Source organism: Acidovorax sp. LjRoot204, assembly GCF_056175785.1.
The window spans coordinates 16,254-36,383 of sequence record NZ_JBGFFF010000007.1; the positions used below are offsets into that span (position 1 = coordinate 16,254).

17 protein-coding genes are annotated in these 20,130 nt (G+C 65.5%); 10 read left to right on the top strand and 7 right to left on the bottom strand.

The window, feature by feature from the left end:
• Positions 1 to 37: 37 nt before the first annotated feature.
• From fabB to AC04MI_RS02780, 6 genes are all read right to left on the bottom strand, one after another.
• Positions 38 to 1,261 (bottom strand): beta-ketoacyl-ACP synthase I, encoded by a 1,224-nt coding sequence (fabB, locus tag AC04MI_RS02755; RefSeq protein WP_476497001.1) that lies wholly within the window; start codon positions 1,259 to 1,261, stop codon positions 38 to 40.
• On the bottom strand, positions 1,258 to 1,779 hold the full coding sequence (gene fabA, locus AC04MI_RS02760) for a 3-hydroxyacyl-[acyl-carrier-protein] dehydratase FabA (protein ID WP_008907199.1): 522 nt from the start codon (positions 1,777 to 1,779) through the stop codon (positions 1,258 to 1,260). The genes fabB and fabA overlap by 4 nt, the downstream gene beginning before the upstream one ends.
• Positions 1,780 to 1,940: 161 nt before the next feature.
• A complete protein-coding gene (gene lnt, locus AC04MI_RS02765; protein ID WP_476497004.1) occupies positions 1,941 to 3,572 on the bottom strand; it encodes an apolipoprotein N-acyltransferase in 1,632 nt (543 codons plus the stop codon).
• The gene (locus tag AC04MI_RS02770) at positions 3,572 to 4,456 is read right to left on the bottom strand and encodes an HlyC/CorC family transporter (protein ID WP_099731314.1); all 885 of its coding nucleotides are present in this window, start codon (positions 4,454 to 4,456) and stop codon (positions 3,572 to 3,574) included. The genes lnt and AC04MI_RS02770 overlap by 1 nt, the downstream gene beginning before the upstream one ends.
• 107 nt (positions 4,457 to 4,563) lie before the next feature.
• Positions 4,564 to 5,304 carry a GNAT family N-acetyltransferase gene (locus AC04MI_RS02775; protein ID WP_056059504.1) on the bottom strand — a complete coding sequence of 247 codons (741 nt, stop codon included), beginning with the start codon at positions 5,302 to 5,304 and terminating at the stop codon, positions 4,564 to 4,566.
• 345 nt (positions 5,305 to 5,649) lie between these two features.
• On the bottom strand, positions 5,650 to 6,132 hold the full coding sequence (locus tag AC04MI_RS02780) for an Lrp/AsnC family transcriptional regulator (RefSeq protein WP_015012403.1): 483 nt from the start codon (positions 6,130 to 6,132) through the stop codon (positions 5,650 to 5,652).
• Positions 6,133 to 6,297: 165 nt separating this feature from the next.
• Between AC04MI_RS02780 and AC04MI_RS02785 the strand changes: the two genes are divergently transcribed.
• The 5 genes from AC04MI_RS02785 (at position 6,298) to phhA (ending at position 11,480) form a co-directional block, all read left to right on the top strand.
• A complete protein-coding gene (locus tag AC04MI_RS02785) occupies positions 6,298 to 7,239 on the top strand; it encodes an esterase/lipase family protein (RefSeq protein WP_099731316.1) in 942 nt (313 codons plus the stop codon).
• Between the two features lie 3 nt (positions 7,240 to 7,242).
• Positions 7,243 to 8,232: a lipase secretion chaperone gene (locus AC04MI_RS02790; protein WP_476497008.1), complete on the top strand. Its 990-nt coding sequence runs from the start codon at positions 7,243 to 7,245 to the stop codon at positions 8,230 to 8,232.
• Between the two features lie 189 nt (positions 8,233 to 8,421).
• The gene (gene hppD / locus AC04MI_RS02795; RefSeq protein ID WP_108499960.1) at positions 8,422 to 9,534 is read left to right on the top strand and encodes a 4-hydroxyphenylpyruvate dioxygenase; all 1,113 of its coding nucleotides are present in this window, start codon (positions 8,422 to 8,424) and stop codon (positions 9,532 to 9,534) included.
• A 73-nt stretch (positions 9,535 to 9,607) separates the two neighbouring features.
• The gene (locus tag AC04MI_RS02800; protein ID WP_476497009.1) at positions 9,608 to 10,576 is read left to right on the top strand and encodes a Bug family tripartite tricarboxylate transporter substrate binding protein; all 969 of its coding nucleotides are present in this window, start codon (positions 9,608 to 9,610) and stop codon (positions 10,574 to 10,576) included.
• 64 nt (positions 10,577 to 10,640) lie between these two features.
• The gene (phhA, locus tag AC04MI_RS02805) at positions 10,641 to 11,480 is read left to right on the top strand and encodes a phenylalanine 4-monooxygenase (protein WP_476497011.1); all 840 of its coding nucleotides are present in this window, start codon (positions 10,641 to 10,643) and stop codon (positions 11,478 to 11,480) included.
• A gap of 910 nt (positions 11,481 to 12,390) precedes the next feature.
• On the opposite strand, the gene AC04MI_RS02810 is transcribed toward phhA, so the two are convergent.
• Entirely contained in the window at positions 12,391 to 13,287 is an 897-nt protein-coding gene (locus AC04MI_RS02810; RefSeq protein WP_476497013.1) for an esterase/lipase family protein, read from the bottom strand.
• Between the two features lie 98 nt (positions 13,288 to 13,385).
• Between AC04MI_RS02810 and AC04MI_RS02815 the strand changes: the two genes are divergently transcribed.
• The 5 genes from AC04MI_RS02815 (at position 13,386) to AC04MI_RS02835 (ending at position 20,120) form a co-directional block, all read left to right on the top strand.
• Positions 13,386 to 14,129, top strand: coding sequence for an FFLEELY motif protein (locus AC04MI_RS02815; RefSeq protein WP_476497015.1), 744 nt, complete (start codon positions 13,386 to 13,388; stop codon positions 14,127 to 14,129).
• 74 nt (positions 14,130 to 14,203) lie between these two features.
• The gene (locus AC04MI_RS02820; RefSeq protein ID WP_476497017.1) at positions 14,204 to 15,886 is read left to right on the top strand and encodes an AMP-binding protein; all 1,683 of its coding nucleotides are present in this window, start codon (positions 14,204 to 14,206) and stop codon (positions 15,884 to 15,886) included.
• A gap of 469 nt (positions 15,887 to 16,355) precedes the next feature.
• Positions 16,356 to 17,309: a substrate-binding domain-containing protein gene (locus AC04MI_RS02825; RefSeq protein WP_476497019.1), complete on the top strand. Its 954-nt coding sequence runs from the start codon at positions 16,356 to 16,358 to the stop codon at positions 17,307 to 17,309.
• A gap of 160 nt (positions 17,310 to 17,469) precedes the next feature.
• Entirely contained in the window at positions 17,470 to 19,131 is a 1,662-nt protein-coding gene (locus tag AC04MI_RS02830; protein ID WP_476497020.1) for a sugar ABC transporter ATP-binding protein, read from the top strand.
• Positions 19,128 to 20,120 (top strand): ABC transporter permease, encoded by a 993-nt coding sequence (locus tag AC04MI_RS02835; RefSeq protein ID WP_476497021.1) that lies wholly within the window; start codon positions 19,128 to 19,130, stop codon positions 20,118 to 20,120. Before AC04MI_RS02830 ends, AC04MI_RS02835 begins: the two co-directional genes overlap by 4 nt.
• The last annotated feature ends 10 nt before the right edge of the window (positions 20,121 to 20,130 follow it).

The window sequence follows — 20,130 nt, forward strand, 5'->3', positions numbered from 1 at the left end:
CAGAGACAGGCAGGCCGTTGCGGTGGGGAGTCCGCGGTCAGTGGTTCCAGCGGCGCAGCACCAGACTGGCGTTGGTGCCACCAAAGCCGAAGCTGTTGGACAACACCGTGTTCAGCTGCGCATCGCGCGTTTGCGTGACCAGAGGCATGCCGCCCAGGGCCGAGTCAGGTGTCTCGACATTGGCCGAGCCAGCGATGAAGCCCTTGTTCAGCATGATCATGCAGTAGATGGCCTCCTGCACGCCCGTGGCGCCCAGCGAGTGGCCGGTGAGCGACTTGGTGGACGAGAACGGTGGCACCTTGTCGCCAAACAGGGCACGCATGGCGCGCACTTCCTGCATGTCGCCCACGGGCGTGGATGTGCCGTGGGTGTTGATGTAGTCGATGGGGGCGTCCAGACCTTCCATGGCTTGCTGCATGCAGGCAATGGCACCGTCGCCCGACGGGGCCACCATGTCTTCACCGTCGCTGGTGGCGCCAAAGCCCACCACTTCGGCCAGGATGGTCGCGCCACGGGCCTGGGCGTGCTCCAGGCTCTCCAGCACCACGGCACCGCCGCCGCCGGCGATCACGAAGCCGTCGCGGTTCGCGTCGTAGGCGCGTGAGGCCTTCTCGGGCGTTTCGTTGTACTTGCTGGACATGGCGCCCATGCCGTCAAACAGCAGCGACATGCCCCAGCTCAGCTCTTCGCCACCGCCCGCAAACATCACGTCCTGCACGCCCCAGGCGATCTGCTGCGCGGCCGCGCCGATGCAGTGGGCGGACGTGGAGCAGGCCGATGTGATGGAGTAGTTGATGCCCTTGACCTTGAAGTTGGTGGCCAGGCACGYAGAAACCGTGGAGCTCATGCAGCGCGTGACCTGATAGGGTCCCACGCGGCGGATGCCTTTTTCGCGCAGCGTGTCGGCCGCTTCGATCTGGTTGGCAGGCGAGCCACCGCCCGAACCCATGATGAGGCCGGTGCGCGGGTGGCTGACTTGGCTTGGCGTGAGGCCTGCTTGCTGGATAGCGTCTTCCAGTGCGATCTGCGCATAGGCCGCCGCATCGCCCATGAAGCGCAGCTGCTTGCGGTCAATGCGCGCTTCGATATCGATCTCCGGTGCGCCGCCCACCTGGCTGCGCAGGCCCAGTTCCTTGAACTTCTCCACGGCCTTGATGCCGCTGGTGCCCGCACGCAGCGAAGCTTCCACGGAGGCCAGGTCGTTGCCAATGCACGAGACGATGCCCGCGCCGGTGATGACTACGCGCTTCTTGGTGGTCATGCTGCGTCCTTACCGTCTTCCTCGCGCTTGAACAGACCCACGCGAAGGTCGTTGGCCACATAGATTTCCTTGCCATCGGCCAGCAGGCGGGCATCGCCGATGGCCATGACCAGCTTGCGCTTGATGACGCGCTTGATATCGATTTCGTAGGTGACCAGCTTCACGTCAGGGCCGACCTCGCCGGTGAACTTGACCTCGCCCGCACCCAGCGCGCGGCCCCGGCCCGGCAGTTGCAGCCAGGTCAGGTAAAAACCGATGAGCTGCCACATGGCGTCGAGCCCCAGGCAGCCAGGCATGACCGGGTCGCCCTGGAAGTGGCAGGCAAAGAACCAGAGGTCGGGTTTGACATCGAGCTCGGCGCGGATCTTTCCCAGCCCGTGCGCGCCACCATCGCTGTCGATGTGCGTGATGCGGTCAAACATCAGCATGGGTGGCAGCGGCAGACGCCCGCTGTCAGCGCCGAACAGCCGGCCCTCGCCGGAGGCAATCAGTTGTTCGTAGGAAAAGGAATCTGCCATTTTCAGTCGTGCTCCAGAACGGCGGATGGCCCGCCTCAAATCATCGTTTTACGCAACACCAGCCCCCGGTTGCGGGCCTCTATTATCAAGGCATAGGGAGCCGCCTCTAAACACGGGGGTGCGCAGGCCCCTGCGCCGCCGGGCGCAACGCCTGACCTGGATCAATTGCCACGCGGCCTGCGGCCCCTGCTGGCGACCATGGCCCCCACCAGCACCAGAGCCCCCAGCGCCCACAGCGGCCACAGCCCCCAGCGGGACACCCACCACGCGTAAGGCGTGATGGCCCAGCCACTTTGTGCGTCCAGCCCCCGGCCCTGCACCTCGCCTTTGAGCACGCCGCGCGTGTAGCGGGCCAGCTGGTGCGTGACCACGCCCCGGTGGTCGATGATGACGGTGGCGCCCGTGTTGGTGGCGCGCACCATCGGSCGCKCGAATTCGAGCGCACGCATGCGGCTGATGTGCAGATGCTGGTCGATGGCCAGGGTGTCGCCAAACCAGCCGATGTTGCTGAAGTTGACAAACACCGTGGGGGCCTGGGCGGGGTCGATGAATCGAGCCCCCAACTCCTCGCCGAACARGTCTTCGTAGCAGATGTTCGGCGCRATGCGCTGCCCCGCCACGGCAAACGACGCCTGGCCCACGGTCCCCCGGTTGAAATCGCCCAGAGGGATGTTCATCATGGCCGTGAACCACTTGAAAAACGGCGGAATGAACTCTCCAAATGGCACGAGGTGGTGCTTGTCGTAGCGATAGGGCTCTGCCTGGGTCGTGGCGCTCATGCCCAGCACGGAGTTGGTGTAGCCCTGCGCTTCATCCCCCAGCGGAATGCCCACCATGGCGGCCTGAGCCCCTTGCGCATAGCGTTGCTGCATGCCCTCCAGATACCCCGGAATGAGCTGCTGCGGCAGCAGCGGTATGGCGGTCTCGGGCGCCACCACCAGGTCAGCCTGGGCGTTGCGCAGGGCCTCGGCATACCACTGCAGGGCCACGGGCACGCCGCTGCCGGATTGAAACTTTTCGTCCTGGGGGATATTGCCCTGCAGCAGCTCCAGGCTCAGGGCGGGCGCTGCGCGCCGTGCCGGGGTGTGGCACAGATTGACCGCGCACAGCCGGTCCACCGTGGCCCAGGCCAGCAGGCCGCCCGCCGCCAGCACCAGCGCCCACCAGCGCACGTTGCGCAGGTCGGTGGCACGCACCTGCACCACGCCCATCGCCAACGCCGCAGCCACCGCGCTGATGCCATACACCCCCATGTGGCGGGCCAGCACGGCGAGCGGCCCATCCACATGTGCGTAGCCGCCTGCACCCCACGGGAACCCCGTCCACCAGACGCCCCGTGCCAGTTCGGCCAGCAGCCACAGCGCTCCGAAAAGAAGAGCACTCCCGGCACGATTCATCGGCGCATACCGGCAAAACAAGGCCAAAGCCGCCGAATAGTAGCTGGCAAGAAAGGCAGCGAGCCCCAGCACCGCTGCCACGGCCAAAGGCGCGGGCAGGCCACCATAAGAATGCATGGAAATGAACAGCCACCAGAAAGTGCCTGCCAGCCAGGCGGTGGCAAACAACCCGCCCACGAGCGCACCGCGCCGCCAGGGCGCAGCAACGCGCGGGTGCTCCACAGCGAAAGGCCGCACCATCCAGGCGAGCGCAGCCATCGAAGCCAGCTGCATCCACCACAAGGGTTGGCCGCTGCCCGGCCAGGCCAGCGAGGCCGCCTGGGCCAGGCCCGCCGCCAGTGCCAGCAGCAGTTGCGGCAGCAGCGGCCCGCCCGCCATCCGAGAGCGCCGCGACATCAGCCGTCGGAGGGAGTGTCTTCGACCCTGGACACCTTGAACCAGCGCACCGCCCCGCCCTTGGTGTGTAGCACCACAAAATGCAGGCCGCTGAGCTGCAGATGCTCACCGCGCTTGGGCACATGGCCCATTTCGTGGGCAATCAGGCCGCCGATGGTGTCGAAATGCTCGTTGGGGTCGCTACCCACGATGGTCACCTCAAAGGCCTCGGCCACACGCTCGATGGGGGTGTCACCACTCACACGGTAGGTCCGGTCGGCCAGGCCGAAGATGTCGCCATCGTCTTCGGGGATGTCGAACTCGTCCTCGATCTCGCCGACGATCTGCTCYAGCACGTCTTCGATGGTGATGAGCCCGGCCACGCGGCCAAACTCGTCGATCACGATGGCCAGGTGGTTGCGGTTGCCACGGAACTCGCGCAGCAGGTCGTTCAGGCCTTTGCTTTCGGGCACAAACGCGGCCGGGCGCAGCAACGCACGGATGTTCAGCTCGGGCGCCCGCTGCAGCTTGAGCAGGTCCTTGGCCATCAGGATGCCGATGATGTTCTCGCGCTCGCCCTGGTAGACCGGAAACCGTGAATGCGCGGTGCTGATCACCAGGTGCAGCAGCTCATCGAAAGGCGCGTCAATGTTGACGAGGTCCATGCGCGGTGCTGCCACCATCACATCGCCCGCCGTCATGTCGGCCATGCGGATCACACGCTCCAGCATCACGCGCGATTCGGCGCCGATSACCTCGTTGTCCTCGGCCTCGGCCAGGGTTTCGATGAGTTCTTCCGTGGAGTCCGGCCCAGGATGGATGAACTCGGCCACTTTCTGCAGGAAGGTGCGCTTGTCTTCCCTCTCGGGCGGTCGCCCGGGGTGCGCGGGGTGCGGGTCAGACACTGTCTGGAGTGCAGGACGTGCGGTAGTGAATCAGACCCCTAGGATAGCGGATTGCCGTGACAGCCGGCCACCACCGGCGTCACGGCCGGGGGCGTGACCGCCATGCATCACTCGGCCGACTGGTGGCGCGCGTGTTGCACGCCGCTGCGCACTTCCTGCACATTGGCCAGAAAGTCCCAGAACTGCTTGGCCTGCTTTTTGAGCTGGTAGTCCACCTCGGCGAACTGCTGCTCGACCATCTCGGTCATGCGCGTGTCGAGGCTGGCGGGTGGTATCTGCAGATAAGCCTCGGACTCGGACCCGTCGCGGCGCACGGTGGCACCGGCGTTGCGCGCGATCTTGAGCATGGCAGTGTTTTCAGACAACGCATGGATGAACACCATGTTCACGCCCTCATTGCGCGCATGCATCACGGCACGCTCGAACAGGCGCGCGCCAAAGCCGCGCCCCCGTGCCTGCTTGAGCACGGACACACCGAATTCAGCACACGGCTTGTGTTCGGGGTTTTCCGAAAACGCCAGGTGGGCCATGGCGATGAGCTCAAGGCGGCGGTTGTAGATGCCAAAGATTTCATCGCGCTCGAAGTTGAGCTGCTCGGCGTAGCGGCGGATCTGTTCGTCGTTGGCGGCATAGCCAAAGCGCAGGTAGCGGTCTGCAGGCTCCAGCTGCAGCAGGTGCTGGGTGATCCGCTCCCGGTAGGAGGGGCCCAGGGAGCGGATAGGAACCATCACGGGCGTCTCCTGCTGGTGGATGTGAATGTCAGAGGCAGAAGAGCCGCTGGTTACCGGGCGCAGCAGGTCCCGGCCTGCGTACCAGGATGCCTTGAGCCAGTCTTTGGTTGCGAACATGTCGCCAAATATAAGGGTTTTCCCTCATTTTTTCCAGTCCAAATTGCTGCGCCGCAACAAAATAGTGATCCTACTCAAAATGCGGAAAAATCGGCTTCAAGCGCTGGAAGATCATGCCTCAATAGCTATCAATTTGAGAGTATTCATGCCCCGGATCTCCTCAGTACGGGTCGCAGACGCGACGGCTGAGGTGGCTGCACCCCGTCTGCGCCAAGCCTTCTCCGCACGGGCCAGAGCGTAAAGCGCGGACCGCCTTACAGCAACCTCCGCCGCACCGCCAGACGCCACAGGGAGTCACGCCCGTGACGTGCCCCATCCCAGCCAAGGGCGAAGGCCCGCGCTGGACTACACCGGCACAGCCGTCGTCGCCTTCACGCGGTCGAGCACAAAGCTGGTCTTGCAGTCCTGCACGCTGGGGTGCTTGAGCAGCGTGTCCATGATGAAGCGGCTGTAGTGCGCCATGTCGGCCACCACCACGCGCAGCAGGTAGTCCATTTCGCCGGTGAGCGATGCGCACTCCACCACCTCGGGCCAGGTCTGCACGCTGGCGCGGAACAGGTCCATGGGGTTGCGCTTGTGGCTCTCCGTGTGTTTTTCCAGCCGCACGTTCAGGTACGCCGTGAGCCCCAGCCCCACCGCCTCGGGCTGCACCAGGGCCACGTAGCGGTGGATCACGCCGCTGTCTTCCAGCCGCTTGACGCGGCGCAGCACGGCGCTGGGCGACAGGCCCACCTGCTCTCCGATGACGTCGTACGTCTCGCGGCCGTTGTCCTGCAGGCGGCGCAGGATGGCGCGGTCCAGCTTGTCGAGTGCGTCAAAGGCTTTCATGGCGCAGGATTTTACGAACAACTGCGTGATTTCTGCATGGTGCGGCGCACACACGGGTATGTCCCGATAGTGACTCCACGGGCCGAATACAAAAATTGATCTCGCAAAAAAGAACGATCGTTCGTTTTTGCGAGCATAAGAAACCATACCAACGGAGACAAACACATGACCGGATTTTTCAGCCGCTTTTTGCGGCGACTGGTGCTGGCAGCAACGGCGGGGTTGCTGCTGCTGGGCGTGGGCGCGCAGGCGCAGACGGGCTACACCCAGACGCGCTACCCGATCGTGCTGGTGCATGGCCTGTTCGGCTTTGACTCGGCCCTTGGGATCGACTACTTCTACGGCATCCCCGACGCACTGCGCCAGGGCGGCGCCAAGGTCTACGTCGCCCAGGTCTCCGCCGCCAACAGCACCGAGGTGCGCGGCGAGCAATTGCTGGCGCAGGTCAAGACCATCCTGGCGCTGACCGGGGCCCCCAAGGTGAATCTGGTAGGCCATTCGCACGGAGGCCCCACCACCCGCTATGTGGCGGGCGTTGCGCCGCAGCTGGTGGCATCGGTCACCTCGATTGGCGGCGTGAACCGGGGTTCGCGCGTGGCCGACATCCTGCGTGGCGTAGCGCCCGCGGGCTCGGTGTCCGAAGCCGTGGCCAGCGCCGCCGCCAAGGCGCTGGTGGGCCTGATCAACCTGACCTCCGGCGGCACCGGCCTGCCCCAGATGCCCACGGCGGCGCTGGACTCGCTGACCACGGCCGGCTCGGCCAAGTTCAACAGCCGCTTTCCGCAAGGCGTGCCCACCTCCGGCTGCGGCAGCGGCGCCGAGCTGGTGAACGGTGTGCGCTACTACTCCTGGACCGGCACCCTGCCCCTGACCAACGTGCTCGATGCCAGCGACGCCCTGCTGGCCACGCTGAGCCTGACCTTTGGCGAAGCCAACGATGGCCTGGTGTCGGCCTGCTCGTCGCGCTTGGGCAAACACCTGGGCGACTACCGCCAGAACCACCTCGACGAAGTCAACCAACTGCTGGGCCTGCGCGACTGGTTCTCCACCGACCCGGTGACGCTGTACCGCCAGCACGCCAACCGCCTCAAGCAACAAGGCCTGTAAGCCATGGCCCAGCCCTCGCGCACCTGGGCGGTTGCCGCCGCAGTCCTGGCCCTCACCACGGTCGCCGTGGTGTGGTGGCTGGGGGGCCCTGCCGGGTTCGGCGCGGGGGATACACACCCATCACCGGCAGGGGCGGCCGCCGCCTCCGCCGGTGCCCAGGTACAACCCTCGCCAGCACAGGGCGCGGACCACAGCTTTTTTGCACGCCGCCGCGCCATCACCACCGACGGCCCGGCCGACCCCCTGCTGGTGCACGGCCTGCGCGACACGCTGGAAGCCCTGCTGATGGAAGCGGGCGACGCCAGCGACCCAGCCACGCTCAAACAGCGCCTGGCCGCACTGGTCAACCAGCATTTCCCCGCCGCCCTGGCCACGCGAGCCCTGGCACTGGCCGAGCGCTACGTGGACTACCGTGTGGCCCTGGGCAGCCTGCGTGCGCCGCAGGACCTGACCGACCCACGCGCACTGCGCGACGCGCTGGAGGCGCGCCACAAGGTGCGCCTGCAGTTTTTTGACGACGCCGAATACGACGCCCTGTTTGCCCGCGAGGCCGACCTGGACCGCTACACCCTGGCGCGCCTGGAGATTGAGCGCAACACCCAGCTCAGCCCCGAGCAGCGCGCCCAGGCGCTGCAGGCGGCCGACAACGAACTCTCCACCGAGCGCCGCGCCGAACGCAGTGCCGCCACCGCCCACATGGCGGCCGCCGCGCAGACGGCCGCCTTCAACGCCAGCAACGCCGACGAGCGCAGCCGCTACGCCACCCGCAGCGCGCAGTACGGCCCGGCAGCCGCCCAGGCCATGGCGCAGCTGGACCGGGAGGAACAGCACTGGAACCAGCGCCTCGACCAATACAGCCAAGCGCGCACCCAGCAGGGCGAGGGCCCCGGCCTGCAGCAATTGCGCCAGCAGCTCTTCTCGCCCGAAGAGCAACAACGCATTGACGCCGCCCTGGCGCTGCGCCAGCTCAACGCGGGCACCTCGGGCTCATAGGGACCTTCTGCCGACCGCGCAGCGCTGCGGCGGCAAGCCCCGCCCAGCGCGCCGCCAGACTGCGCGAAATTTTGATCATTCACAAGATTCCTGCAAATCAAAGGCCAAAGCCTCTTGATTTCGCCAGAAACATGAGGCAGGCCGCGCCTACAGTCCATGACATTCATCAACGAATGCCGGAGACACCCCATGAACGCCGCCTTGCCGCAAGAAACCACCGCCCAGCTCGCTGCCTGGGACAACCCCATGGGCCTGATGGGCTTCGAGTTCGTCGAATTCACCTCGCCCCAGCCCGGCGTGCTGGAGGCCGTGTTCGAAAAGCTGGGGTTCACCCTGGTCGCCAAGCACCGGTCCAAGGATGTGGTGCTGTACCGCCAGAACGGCATCAACTTCATCCTGAACCGCGAGCCCCACAGCCAGGCCGCCTACTTTGGTGCCGAGCATGGCCCCTCCGCCTGTGGCCTGGCCTTCCGTGTGAAGGATGCGCACAAGGCTTACAACCGCGCGCTGGAGTTGGGCGCCCAGCCCATCGAGATCCCCACCGGCCCCATGGAACTGCGCCTGCCCGCCATCAAGGGCATTGGCGGTGCGCCGCTGTATTTGATCGACCGGTTTGAAGACGGCAAGTCCATCTACGACATCGACTTTGAATTCATCGAAGGCGTGGACCGCCGCCCCGTGGGCCACGGCCTGAACCTCATCGACCACCTCACGCACAATGTGTACCGGGGCCGCATGGGTTTCTGGGCCAACTTCTACGAGAAGCTGTTCAACTTCCGCGAAATCCGCTACTTCGACATTCAGGGCGAATACACGGGCCTCACGTCCAAGGCCATGACCGCGCCTGACGGCAAGATCCGCATCCCGCTGAACGAAGAGTCCAAGCAGGGTGGCGGCCAGATCGAAGAATTTTTGATGCAGTTCAACGGCGAGGGCATTCAGCACATCGCGCTGATCTGCGACAACCTGCTGGACGTGGTGGACAAGCTGGGCATGGCCGGCGTGCAGCTGGCCACCGCGCCCAACGAGGTCTATTACGAAATGCTGGACACCCGCCTGCCCGGCCACGGCCAGCCGGTGCCCGAGCTGCAGTCGCGCGGCATCTTGCTGGACGGCACCACGGCCGACGGCACGCCCCGCCTGCTACTCCAGATCTTCTCCACGCCCATGCTGGGCCCGGTGTTCTTCGAATTCATCCAGCGCGAGGGCGACTACCGCGACGGTTTTGGCGAAGGCAACTTCAAGGCGCTGTTCGAGTCGCTGGAACGCGACCAGATCCGCCGTGGTGTGCTGAACACGTAAGACATCGGACATCCAGGGTTAACCCTGCACAGGTGCCTATACTGCGCGCTCCCCGGAACTCAAAAGGATCCCGATGTCGCTCCGTAGCACCCTGTTCAGCACCCTTCTGGCCGGCGCGGCCACTGCCGCGCTGGCGCAGAACCCGTCTGCCCCGCTCACCATCGTGGTGCCCTACCCCGCTGGTGGTCCGCTGGACACCTCGGCCCGCATCGTGGCCGACGGTGCCGCAGCCCAGTTGGGCTCCATCACCGTGGAGAACAAACCGGGGGCAGGTGGCAATACCGGCGCCGACCAGGTCGCCAAGGCCGGGAAGACCAGCAACCAGGTGTTGATGGGCGCCGTGGCCACGCACGCGGTGAACCCCTGGCTGTACAAGAACTTCCCCTACAACGCACTCAAGGACTTCAAACCCCTCGTCCTCGTGGCGCGCACGCCCAATGTGCTGGTGGTGAACGCGGAGCAGGCGGCCAAGCTGGGCATCAAGACCACGCCCGACCTGGTGCAGTACCTCAAGAAGAACCCGGACCAGGCCAAGTACGGCTCGGGCGGCAACGGCAGCATCGGCCACATCTCGGCCGAGATGTTCAAGTCGCTCACCAACACCCGGATGGGCCACACGCCGTTCCAGGGCTCGAAGCCCGCGCTCGCCGCACTGGAATCCGGCCAGGTGCTGATGGTGTTTGACAACCTGGCCTCGGCGCTGCCGCAGATCCAGTCGGGCAAGCTGCTGGCGCTGGGTGTGACCACCCTCAGCCGCAACGAGGCGCTACCGAAAGTGCCCAGCATCAACGACAGCGTGCAGGGCTTCAACGTGTCCACCTGGTTCGGCCTGTTCGCGCCGGCCTCGCTGCCCGATGCGGACGCACGCCGCTATGCCAACGCGTTCAGCGCCGCGATGCATTCGCCTGCGGGCAAGGAGAAGTTCAAGAAGATGGGGATCACGCCCGAAGAGCTGACGCTCGACGGATTTGCGCAGTTTGTGCGCTCGGAAAACAGCAAGTACGAGTTCCTGATCCGGGCCGCAAAGATCAAGATCGATTAGCAGCCGCGTGGGCTGGTGCGCACCCCGTCGCGGTGCGCCGACCATGGCGGCAAAGGAGAAAAAAATGGGACAAGCCCCTGTCGTCTATGGCCAATCCACCCGCCCACCGCGTGGCGACTACTCGCGCGCCAACGCGGACTACACCTGCCCGCAGGACTATGCGGCCTACACCGCCGCCGACCACGACACCTACCGCCGTCTGTACGAGCGCCAGCGCGCCCTGCTGCCGGGCCTGGCGAGCCAAGCGTTCATCGACGCCCTGCCCTCACTGGGCGCGAGCGACCGCATCCCGCGTTTTGAAGAGGTGAACGAGCGCCTCTACAAAGCCACCGGCTGGGAGCTGGTGGGCGTGCCGGGGCTGATYCCCGAGSTGCCSTTCTTCACCCTGCTSGCCAACCGCAAGTTCCCGGTGACGGACTGGATCCGCAAGCCCGAGGAGTTCRASTACATCGTCGAGCCCGACRTSTTYCACGACCTGTTCGGCCATGTGCCGMTGCTGTTCRACCCGGTSTTTGCCGACTAYGTGCAGCGCTAYGGCCAGGGCGGGCTGAAGGCGCAGGGGCTGGGGTCGTGCGAGATGCTGAGCCGCTTGTACTGGTACACGATCGAGTTCGGGTTGATCCGCGAAGCGGGGCAGTTGCGGGCCTATGGCGCGGGCATCCTGAGTTCGTCGGGCGAACTGGCGTATTCGGTGCAGAGCCCGGAGCCACAGCGCATTCCGCTGCAACTGGAGCGCACCATGCGCACACGCTACAAGATTGATACGTACCAGCAGACGTATTTTGTGATCGACAGTTTTGAGCAGCTGTTCGAGATGACGGCGGCGGACTTTGCGCCGATCTATGAGCGGCTGCGTGGGTTGCCGGAGTTTGCCGCGGATGAGCGGGAGGCTGTGGCGGCTTGATGTTTTGAAGAAACTGGCTGCCAGCGCTAGTGAATCATGCGCTGAAAGCTACGCTTTTAATAGCAACTTGCATCCAGGAATGCGGGGCTGGGCTGGGGTTGTTGGGCCTTTTGGATGAATCGGTCTCTGTGCCTGGGTTGAGGGCGGGGGCCGGGATTCGCCCGGCAGGCGAGGCACTTTTCTTTGCTTCGCCAAAGAAAAGTACCCAAAAGAAAGGCGACCCCACTGTCTGCGTCCCCTGCGCTGACGCTACGGGGCAACCTGCGGTGCTCGGGTTTGGCGGGGTCTCGCTCAACTCGCGCCGCTGCGCGTCGCTCAGACACACGCGAGCCCTGATCCGCCAAACCCTGCGCTCCTCGGCGCATCCACAGGGGCACAGGGAGCAGAACATCTACACGGGCCATCGCTGCGCTCGGCCCCACATCGCGGGCGCAAGCGCTTTGCGCTGCGCAGGCGCGGCCGAGCGCAGCAATGGCCCGAATGGATGTCCGGCTGTTCGGTTGTTCGGTTGTTTGGATGTTCGGCTGTCCCACCCCTGCTGGCTGCGCCTGCGGCGGGGCGGTTGTGGGGTGAGCATGGGCGTCGAAGCGCACATGCCTCGTGCTCTGACTCGCCGTGGATGTCTGAACGAAGCTGCACCGCAGCGCAGTGAGTTCCACGGCGCACCCCACAACCGCCCCGCCGCAGGTTTGCCCCTTCGCACAGCGAAGGGGTCGCAGACTGGGGGTCGCCTTTTCTTTGGTGACTTTCTTTTGGCGAAGCAAAAGAAAGTTACTCGCACGCCGGGCGACTCCCGGCTCCCGCCCTCAACAAAGGCACGCCACCCAATCAGCGCACAAGAACCAACACTGCAAAATCAATAGCTACCCACCCATATCCCACTAGCGCATCCAGCCCAAAAACCAAAACATTACCCCCGCCCAACCTCCTCCAGACAAGCCTTCATCACCCCGGGGTCAAACGCCATCTGCACATGCGCAACCCCTTCCACCAACCTGTGTTCTGCCCCCGCCAACGCCGCTGTGGTCGCCGGAAACACGATGTTGTCGCAGTTCGAATACCAGCAGGTAAACAACGCAGCCCGCCCCGCAGGCTCCGCCCGCTGCAAGGCCACCACCCAATCCCCCGCCAAGCTCATCTGCCGCCCATTCACCGCCCGGCTGAAACGCCCCAGCCACGTTCCCCCATGCGGCGTGCCCAGCGTCAACACTCGGTGCACCCGCCCATCCGCCTGGTGCGCTCGCAGCCACGCCCGCACCGCCAAGCCGCCCATGCTGTGGCACAACAACACCGGCGCCTGCCCCGTGGCCGCCGTCACTTGGCGCACAGCGTCTTCAATGATGTCCGCGTACTCGTCAATCGAGCCCATCACCGGCTCCAGATTCACCGCCAAATAGGCATGCCCCCGCGCCTGCAGAGGCGCAAACCACGGCAGCCAGAGCCCCCGGTTGCACATGAAGCCATGCACCAGCACCACGCCGCGCTTTCCGGTGGGCTGCGCAGGCAACCAGTCGGGCAATGACTGGTGGCGAAACGGCTGGCGCCAGCAAAACACCATCAACGCCACCCACACCTCGGCCCACCAGGCACCCACGACCTGTGACAGGCGGGCGCGGGGTGCGGCGTCGGTACGGTTGGTGATGTGCATCAGCACAAACTCCACCGCCATCACCACCAGGTACACACACAGCGGCACCAGTGCCCCCAGTACGGCACGCAACGGTGAATGGGGCCACTGCCACAGCAGCCAGGCGGCCATGGTCAGCAGGATGAACAGGAGCAGGATTCGTTGCCAGCGCGCGATCATGGTGGTGATGGGCAGATGTTGTAATTGACCAGCCGCATTGTGCGGCCTCACCACAGCCCGACACCGCACCCCGCAGAACGCCGAAAGGACCCCGCCCCATGGATGCCGCCCAGACCATCCGCGACTGCATCGCCGACGTGACCGCCCTGCGCCTGCACCGCACGGGTGACCCGGCGCTGGGGGCGGCGGTGGGCAGCATCAAAAGCCTGCAGGCGCGGCGCTTTCGGGGCACCTATGCGGACCTGATGGGCTCGCCCTCGTTCGGACCCGCAGCGCGGTTCTTTCTGGAAGAGCTGTACAGCGACACCGACTACACCGACCGCGATCTGCAGTTTGGCCGCATCGCCGGCACGCTGCAGACCATGTTCCCCCAGCCGGCGGTGACCACCGCCGTGGCCCTGGCCGTGCTGCACGCACAGACCGAGGGACTGGACCAGGACATGGGCCGCGCGTGGTTGCTGCACGAAGCCGATGCGGCCAACGTTGCCGCCCGCTACACCGCCGCCTGGCGCACTGTGGGCCAGCGCCATGCGCGCCAGCAGCAGCTGCAGCGCGTGCTGGCCATGGGGAATGACCTGGCGCGCCTCACGCGCACCCCCGGCCTGCGGATGATGCTGCGCATGATGCGCGGCCCGGCCAACGCCGCGGGCATGGGCGCGTTGCAGAAGTTTCTGGAGGCGGGGTTTGACACCTTCGGCCATCTTGCGCGCCAGCGCGGCGGGGTGGAGCAGTTTCTGGCCACCATCGAGCAACGGGAGCGGGCGCTGATGGAGCAACTGTTCGATGCCGATCCTGTCACCTGCGGGACCCAGCTCGCCAGCACACTAGGACAAGCCCGATAGCCCGCAACGCGCCCGCCTTCCACAATCTGTGCCCACCTATCAATGGCATTTGGCGAGCACAAGGAAACAAGCGCATGGAAAAGATCTGGCTCAAGAGCTACCCCCCGGGCGTCCCACACGACGTGAAGCCCGAGCAATACCGCTCTGTGGCCCACCTGCTGGAAGAGTCGTTCCGCAAACACGCATCGAGCCCGTTTTCGGTCTGCATGGACCAGTGGATGACCTACGGCGAGCTGGATCGCCGCTCGGCCGCTTTGGGTGCCTATCTGCAAAGCCTGGGCCTGGAGCCCGGTGCGCGCGTGGCCATCATGCTGCCCAACATCCCCCAGTTTGGCGTGACCATGGCCGCCGTGCTGCGCGCAGGCTACACCTGCGTGAACGTGAACCCGCTGTACACCGCGCGCGAGCTGGAGCACCAGCTCAAGGACTCGGGCGCCACCGCCATCGTGATCCTGGAGAACTTTGCCCACACGCTGGCCGAGGTCATTGACCACACGGCCGTCAAGCATGTGGTGATGGCGTCCATGGGCGACCTGCTGGGCTTCTGGTTCGGTAAATGGATCACCTTTGCCGTGCGCCACCTGGCCAAGATGGTACCTGCCTACGACCTACCCCTGTCGAACGGCCGCAAGGTCGTCACCTTCAAGAAGGCACTGTCGCTGGGCGAGCACAAGTCGCTCGCGCCCAGCCAGGCCACGCTGGATTCGATTGCCTTTCTGCAGTACACCGGCGGCACCACGGGYYTGTCSAAGGGCGCGGTGCTSACCCACCGCAACATCGTSGCSGCCACGCTGCAGGCSGAGGCSTGGTTCACGCCCGCGCTGTCCAAGGTGGGCGACCTGAGCAAAGCCAACAGCATTGCCGCACTGCCGCTGTACCACATCTTCGCGCTCACGCTGTGCCTGCTGGCCATCCGCCAGGGCTCCAGCCTCACGCTGATCCCGAACCCGCGCGACATTCCGAAGTTCGTGGCAGAACTCAAGAAGCGCCCCTTCCACATGCTGCCTGCGGTGAACACGCTGTTCAACGCGCTGCTGCAAAACCCGCAGTTCAAGACCCTGGACTTCTCCCACCTGTGCGTGTCGCAAGCCGGGGGCATGGCGGCCAGCGAGGGCACGGCCAAGCATTGGCAAAAGGTGACCGGCAGCACCATGATCGAAGGCTGGGGCATGAGCGAGACCTGCGCCATCGGCACCAACAACCCGGTGATCAGCACCACGTTCAGCGGCAACATCGGCCTGCCCTTGCCAAGCATCGACATCGCCATCAAGGACGACGAGGGCAACAGCCTGCCCCAGGGCGAGTCGGGCGAGATCTGCATCCGCGGCCCCAACGTGATGGTGGGCTACTACAACCAGCCCGAAGAGAACGCCAAGGCCTTCACGGCCGATGGTTTCATGCGCACTGGCGATATCGGCATCATGGACCCGCAGGGCTACASCCGCATCRTCGACCGCAAGAAGGACATGATCCTGGTGAGCGGCTTCAAYGTGTTCCCCAACGAGCTGGAGCAGGTCATCAGCCTGTGCCCCGGCGTKGTCGARTGCGCGGCYRTYGGTGTKCCCGAYGAGAAGCAGGGCGAGGCSATCAAGGTGTTCATCATCAAGAACGACCCGGCCCTGACCGAGGACGAAGTGGCCAACTACTGCCACCAGAACCTCACCGGCTACAAGCGCCCCAAGTACATCGAGTTCCGCGACGAGCTGCCCAAGAGCAATGTGGGCAAGATCCTGCGCCGAGAGCTGCGCAAGGCCTGAGGCCGTTGTTCCTGAGGGCAGAGCGACAAACGCTGTCCTCCATCACCTCCCCCAGGGCGCTTCGGCGCCCTTTTTCTTGGGCGTAAACCCTGCAGATCGCCCCACTGCGCCGGTAATCGAATGTCTGCATCTTCGGGTTTTTACTGATTAGCAAACGTTTGCGCAAACGTTTGCTTTCGTTATCATCCCGATCGCGACAAGGCACCGGGCATCCGTAGCCGCTCCTTTTTGGGGGCGGTGCCGGGGATTTCCCTCCACGCTGTCGGTCGCCTTAGGGCGATGCTGGATAAGTCTCCGCGATGCGGCGGGCCCTGGATCGGGATGGACTGCAAGGCGCAAACCAGAGTGATAGCCGTAGCTATCGCGAGGATTTGCAACGCTGCAGACCGTCCTGAGCCAGGGATGCGCCTGGCGCGAGAGGCTTGTTCAGCGTTGCCTCAGTCCACATTCCAACCTGGAGACAACACCCATGCAGTTCACCCGCCGTTCCGTTCAGACCGCCGCCGCCCTCGCCGTTGTGGGCAGCCTGCTGGCCAGCCCTGCCTTTGCGCAGGACAAGCCGAAGATCGCGCTCATCATGAAGTCGCTGGCCAACGAGTTCTTCCGCACCATGGAAGACGGYGCCAAGGCGCACCAGAAGGCCCATGCCAAGGAATACACGCTGGTGGCCAATGGCATCAAGAACGAGACCGACACGGCAGCCCAGATCAAGATGATCGAGCAGGCCGTGGCCCAAAAGGTCAGTGCCATCGTGCTGGCCCCTGCCGACTCCAAGGCGCTGGTGCCCGTGGTCAAGACGGCCATCGACAAGGGCATCCTCGTGGTCAACATCGACAACCAACTCGATGCCGACGCGCTGAAGGAAAAGAACATCACCGTACCCTTCGTSGGCCCYGACAACCGYGCMGGCGCCAAGCTGGTGGGCGACCACCTGGCCAAGACGCTGAAGGCTGGTGACAAGGTCGGCATCATCGAAGGCGTGTCCACCACCTTCAATGCGCAGCAGCGCACCCTGGGCTACCAGGACGCCATGAAAGCCGCCAACATCACCGTGGTGGGCGTGCAGTCCGGCAACTGGGAGATCGAAAAGGGCAACACCGTGGCCGCCGGCATGATGCGCGAGCACCCTGACCTCGTGGCCCTGCTGGCTGGCAACGACAGCATGGCCCTGGGCGCCGTGGCTGCCGTGAAGGCCGCCGGCAAGACCGGCAAGGTGCWGGTGGTGGGCTACGACAACATCGGCGCCATCAAGCCSATGCTGRMSGACGGCCGCGTGCTKGCCACCGCCGACCAGTWCGCSGCCAAGCAGGCCGTGTTCGGCATCGAGCTGGCCCAGAAGGCCCTGGCCGCCAAGACGCCGCAGAACCAGCTGCCCGCCACGGTGAAGACGGAGGTGGTGCTGGTGACGAAAGACAGCAAGTAAGCCTCGGAGCGGAGAACAAAGCTCTTCTGGCGTTGTTGCCGTGTCTTGTCGTACTTCCAGTACTGCCTGCGACACGGCGCCTAGCCAGAACCGCTTCGCTGAGCTTTGTTCACCGCTCAAAACATAAAGCCCGCTCTGCAGTCGCCCCCATCACACCACCATGCTCAGCCCCTCCGCCGCCCGACAAGCCACGCCCCTGCTCGCCATCCAGGCCGTGGGCAAGGACTACACCGCCACCGTGCTCGATGGCGTGAACGTGGAGCTGTTTGCGGGCGAGGTGCTGGCGCTGACCGGGGAAAACGGCGCGGGCAAGAGCACGCTGTCCAAGATCCTCTGCGGGCTGGAACAGCCCACGCGCGGCGGCATGCAGCTGGCGGGGCAGGCCTACGCCCCCACGTCGCGCCGCGATGCCGAGCGCCACGGCGTGCGCATGGTGATGCAGGAGCTGGGCCTGGTGCCCACGCTCACCGTGGCCGAGAATTTGTTGATGGGCCGCCTGCCGCACCGGCTGGGCTGGCTGCAGCGCGATGCGCTGCACGCCGCCGCCCGTGCACAGCTGGCCAAGATCGGGCTCGACAACATCGACCCCGCCACCCCGGTCTCGCAACTGGGGATTGGCCAGCAGCAGATGGTGGAGATCGCGCGCAACCTGCAGGACGACACGCGCATCCTGGTGCTCGATGAGCCCACGGCCATGCTCACGCCGCGCGAGACCAATTACCTGTTTGAGCAGATCGCGCACCTCACCGCGCGCGGCGTGGCCATCATCTACGTGTCGCACCGGCTCGAAGAACTGCGCCGCATTGCCGACCGCGTGGCCGTGCTGCGCGATGGCCGCCTGGTGGACGTGCGCCCCATGGCCGGCATGAGCGAAGACGACCTGGTGCAGCGCATGGTGGGCCGCGTGGTGAGCGACCTGGACCACCGCCCGCGCCGCCCCATCGGCCCCGTGGTGATGAGCGCTGAAAACCTGGGACGGGGCACCGCCGTGCAGGACGTGAGCCTGGAGCTGCGCGCTGGCGAGATCTTTGGCATTGCCGGGCTGGTTGGATCGGGCCGCACTGAGCTGGTCCGCCTGCTGTTTGGCGCGGACCGGGCAGACCGTGGCAGCGTGACGCTGCACCAATCTTTTGAGCAAAAACAACCGCAAGCGCCAGTGAATCATGCGCCAGCAGCTACACAAAACATAGCAAAATCACCCACACTAGCACCCACCGCCCCCCGCACCTGGCAGCGGGGTTTCGCATCGCCGCTGCAGGCCATCGCCGCCGGTGTGGGCCTGGTCACCGAAGACCGCAAATCGCAGGGTCTGCTGCTCTCGCAGCCCATCCGCATCAACGCCACGCTGTCCGACCTATCGGCCGTGTCGCGCGGCGGCTGGCTGCAGCGCGGGCTCGAAAGCCGCCTGGTGCAGGGCTTTGTGCGCACGCTGGGCATCCGCTGCCGCAGCCCCGAGCAGCCGGTGGGGCAGCTGTCGGGCGGCAACCAGCAAAAGGTGGTGTTTGCCCGCTGGCTGCACCGCGAAGGCCGCGTGCTGCTGCTGGATGAACCCACGCGCGGCGTKGACGTGGGCGCGCGCGCCGAGCTGTATGGCGAGCTGGATCGCATGGCCCTGGAAGGCCGCGCGCTGCTCATGGTGTCGTCTGACCTGCGCGAACTCATGGCCATGKSCGACCGCATCGGCGTGATGAGCGCSGGCCGSCTGGTSGCSGTGTTCGAGCGCGGCSAGTGGWSCGAGCAATCGCTGCTGGCSGCCGCGTTCTCCGAGCCCGGCGGGCGCACCAGCACCACCCCTTCAACTTCTTCTCCTGTGACCGCATGAACGCCCCCACCACATCTGCCGCGCCCGCTGCGGCGCCTTCCTCCGCTTCGGTCTGGCGCAGCCAGCTGGGCACCTACCTGGGCCTGCTGGCCGTGCTGGCGGGCATGGTGGCGCTGTTCTCGTCGCTGTCCGAATACTTCTGGAGCGCCGAGACCTTCATCACCATCGCCAACGAGATCCCGGCCCTGGCCGTGATGGCCGTGGGCATGACCTTTGTGCTCATCATTGCGGGCATCGACCTGTCGGTAGGCTCGGTGATGGCGCTGGCCGCTGCGACCTCGGCCGCCGCCATCCTGCAATGGGGCTGGACGGTGCCCGCCGCCGCAGTGCTGGCACTGGCCACGGGCCTGGTGTGCGGCACCATCACCGGCATGATTTCCGTCGCATGGCGACTGCCCTCGTTCATCGTGTCGCTGGGCATGCTTGAAGCCGTGCGTGGCAGCGCGTATGTGGTGACCGACTCGCGCACGCAGTACGTGGGCGATGCGATCTCGTGGCTGTCGGCACCCTTCTTTGGCGGCATCTCGTTCGCCTTCTTGCTGGCCGTGGTGCTGGTGGTGGTGGCACAGCTGGTGCTGTCGCGCACCGTGTTTGGCCGCTGCGTGGTGGGCATTGGCACCAATGAAGAAGCCATGCGCCTGGCCGGTGTGGACCCGCGCCCTATCCGCGTCATCGTGTTTGCGATGACCGGCCTGCTCGCGGGCCTGGCGGGCCTCATGCAGTCGGCCCGGCTCGAAGCCGCCGACCCCAACGCCGGAACCGGCATGGAACTGCAGGTGATTGCGGCCGTGGTGATTGGCGGCACCAGCCTCATGGGCGGGCGCGGCTCGGTGGTCAACACCKYSTTYGGCGTGCTSATCATCGCGGTGCTSGAGGCMGGSCTSGCSCAGGTGGGCGCCAGCGAGCCSAGCAARCGCATCATCACGGGTTTTGTGATCGTGGCGGCCGTCATTGTGGACACGCTGCGCCAGCGCCGCGCCGCCCGCTGAACCTGTTTCA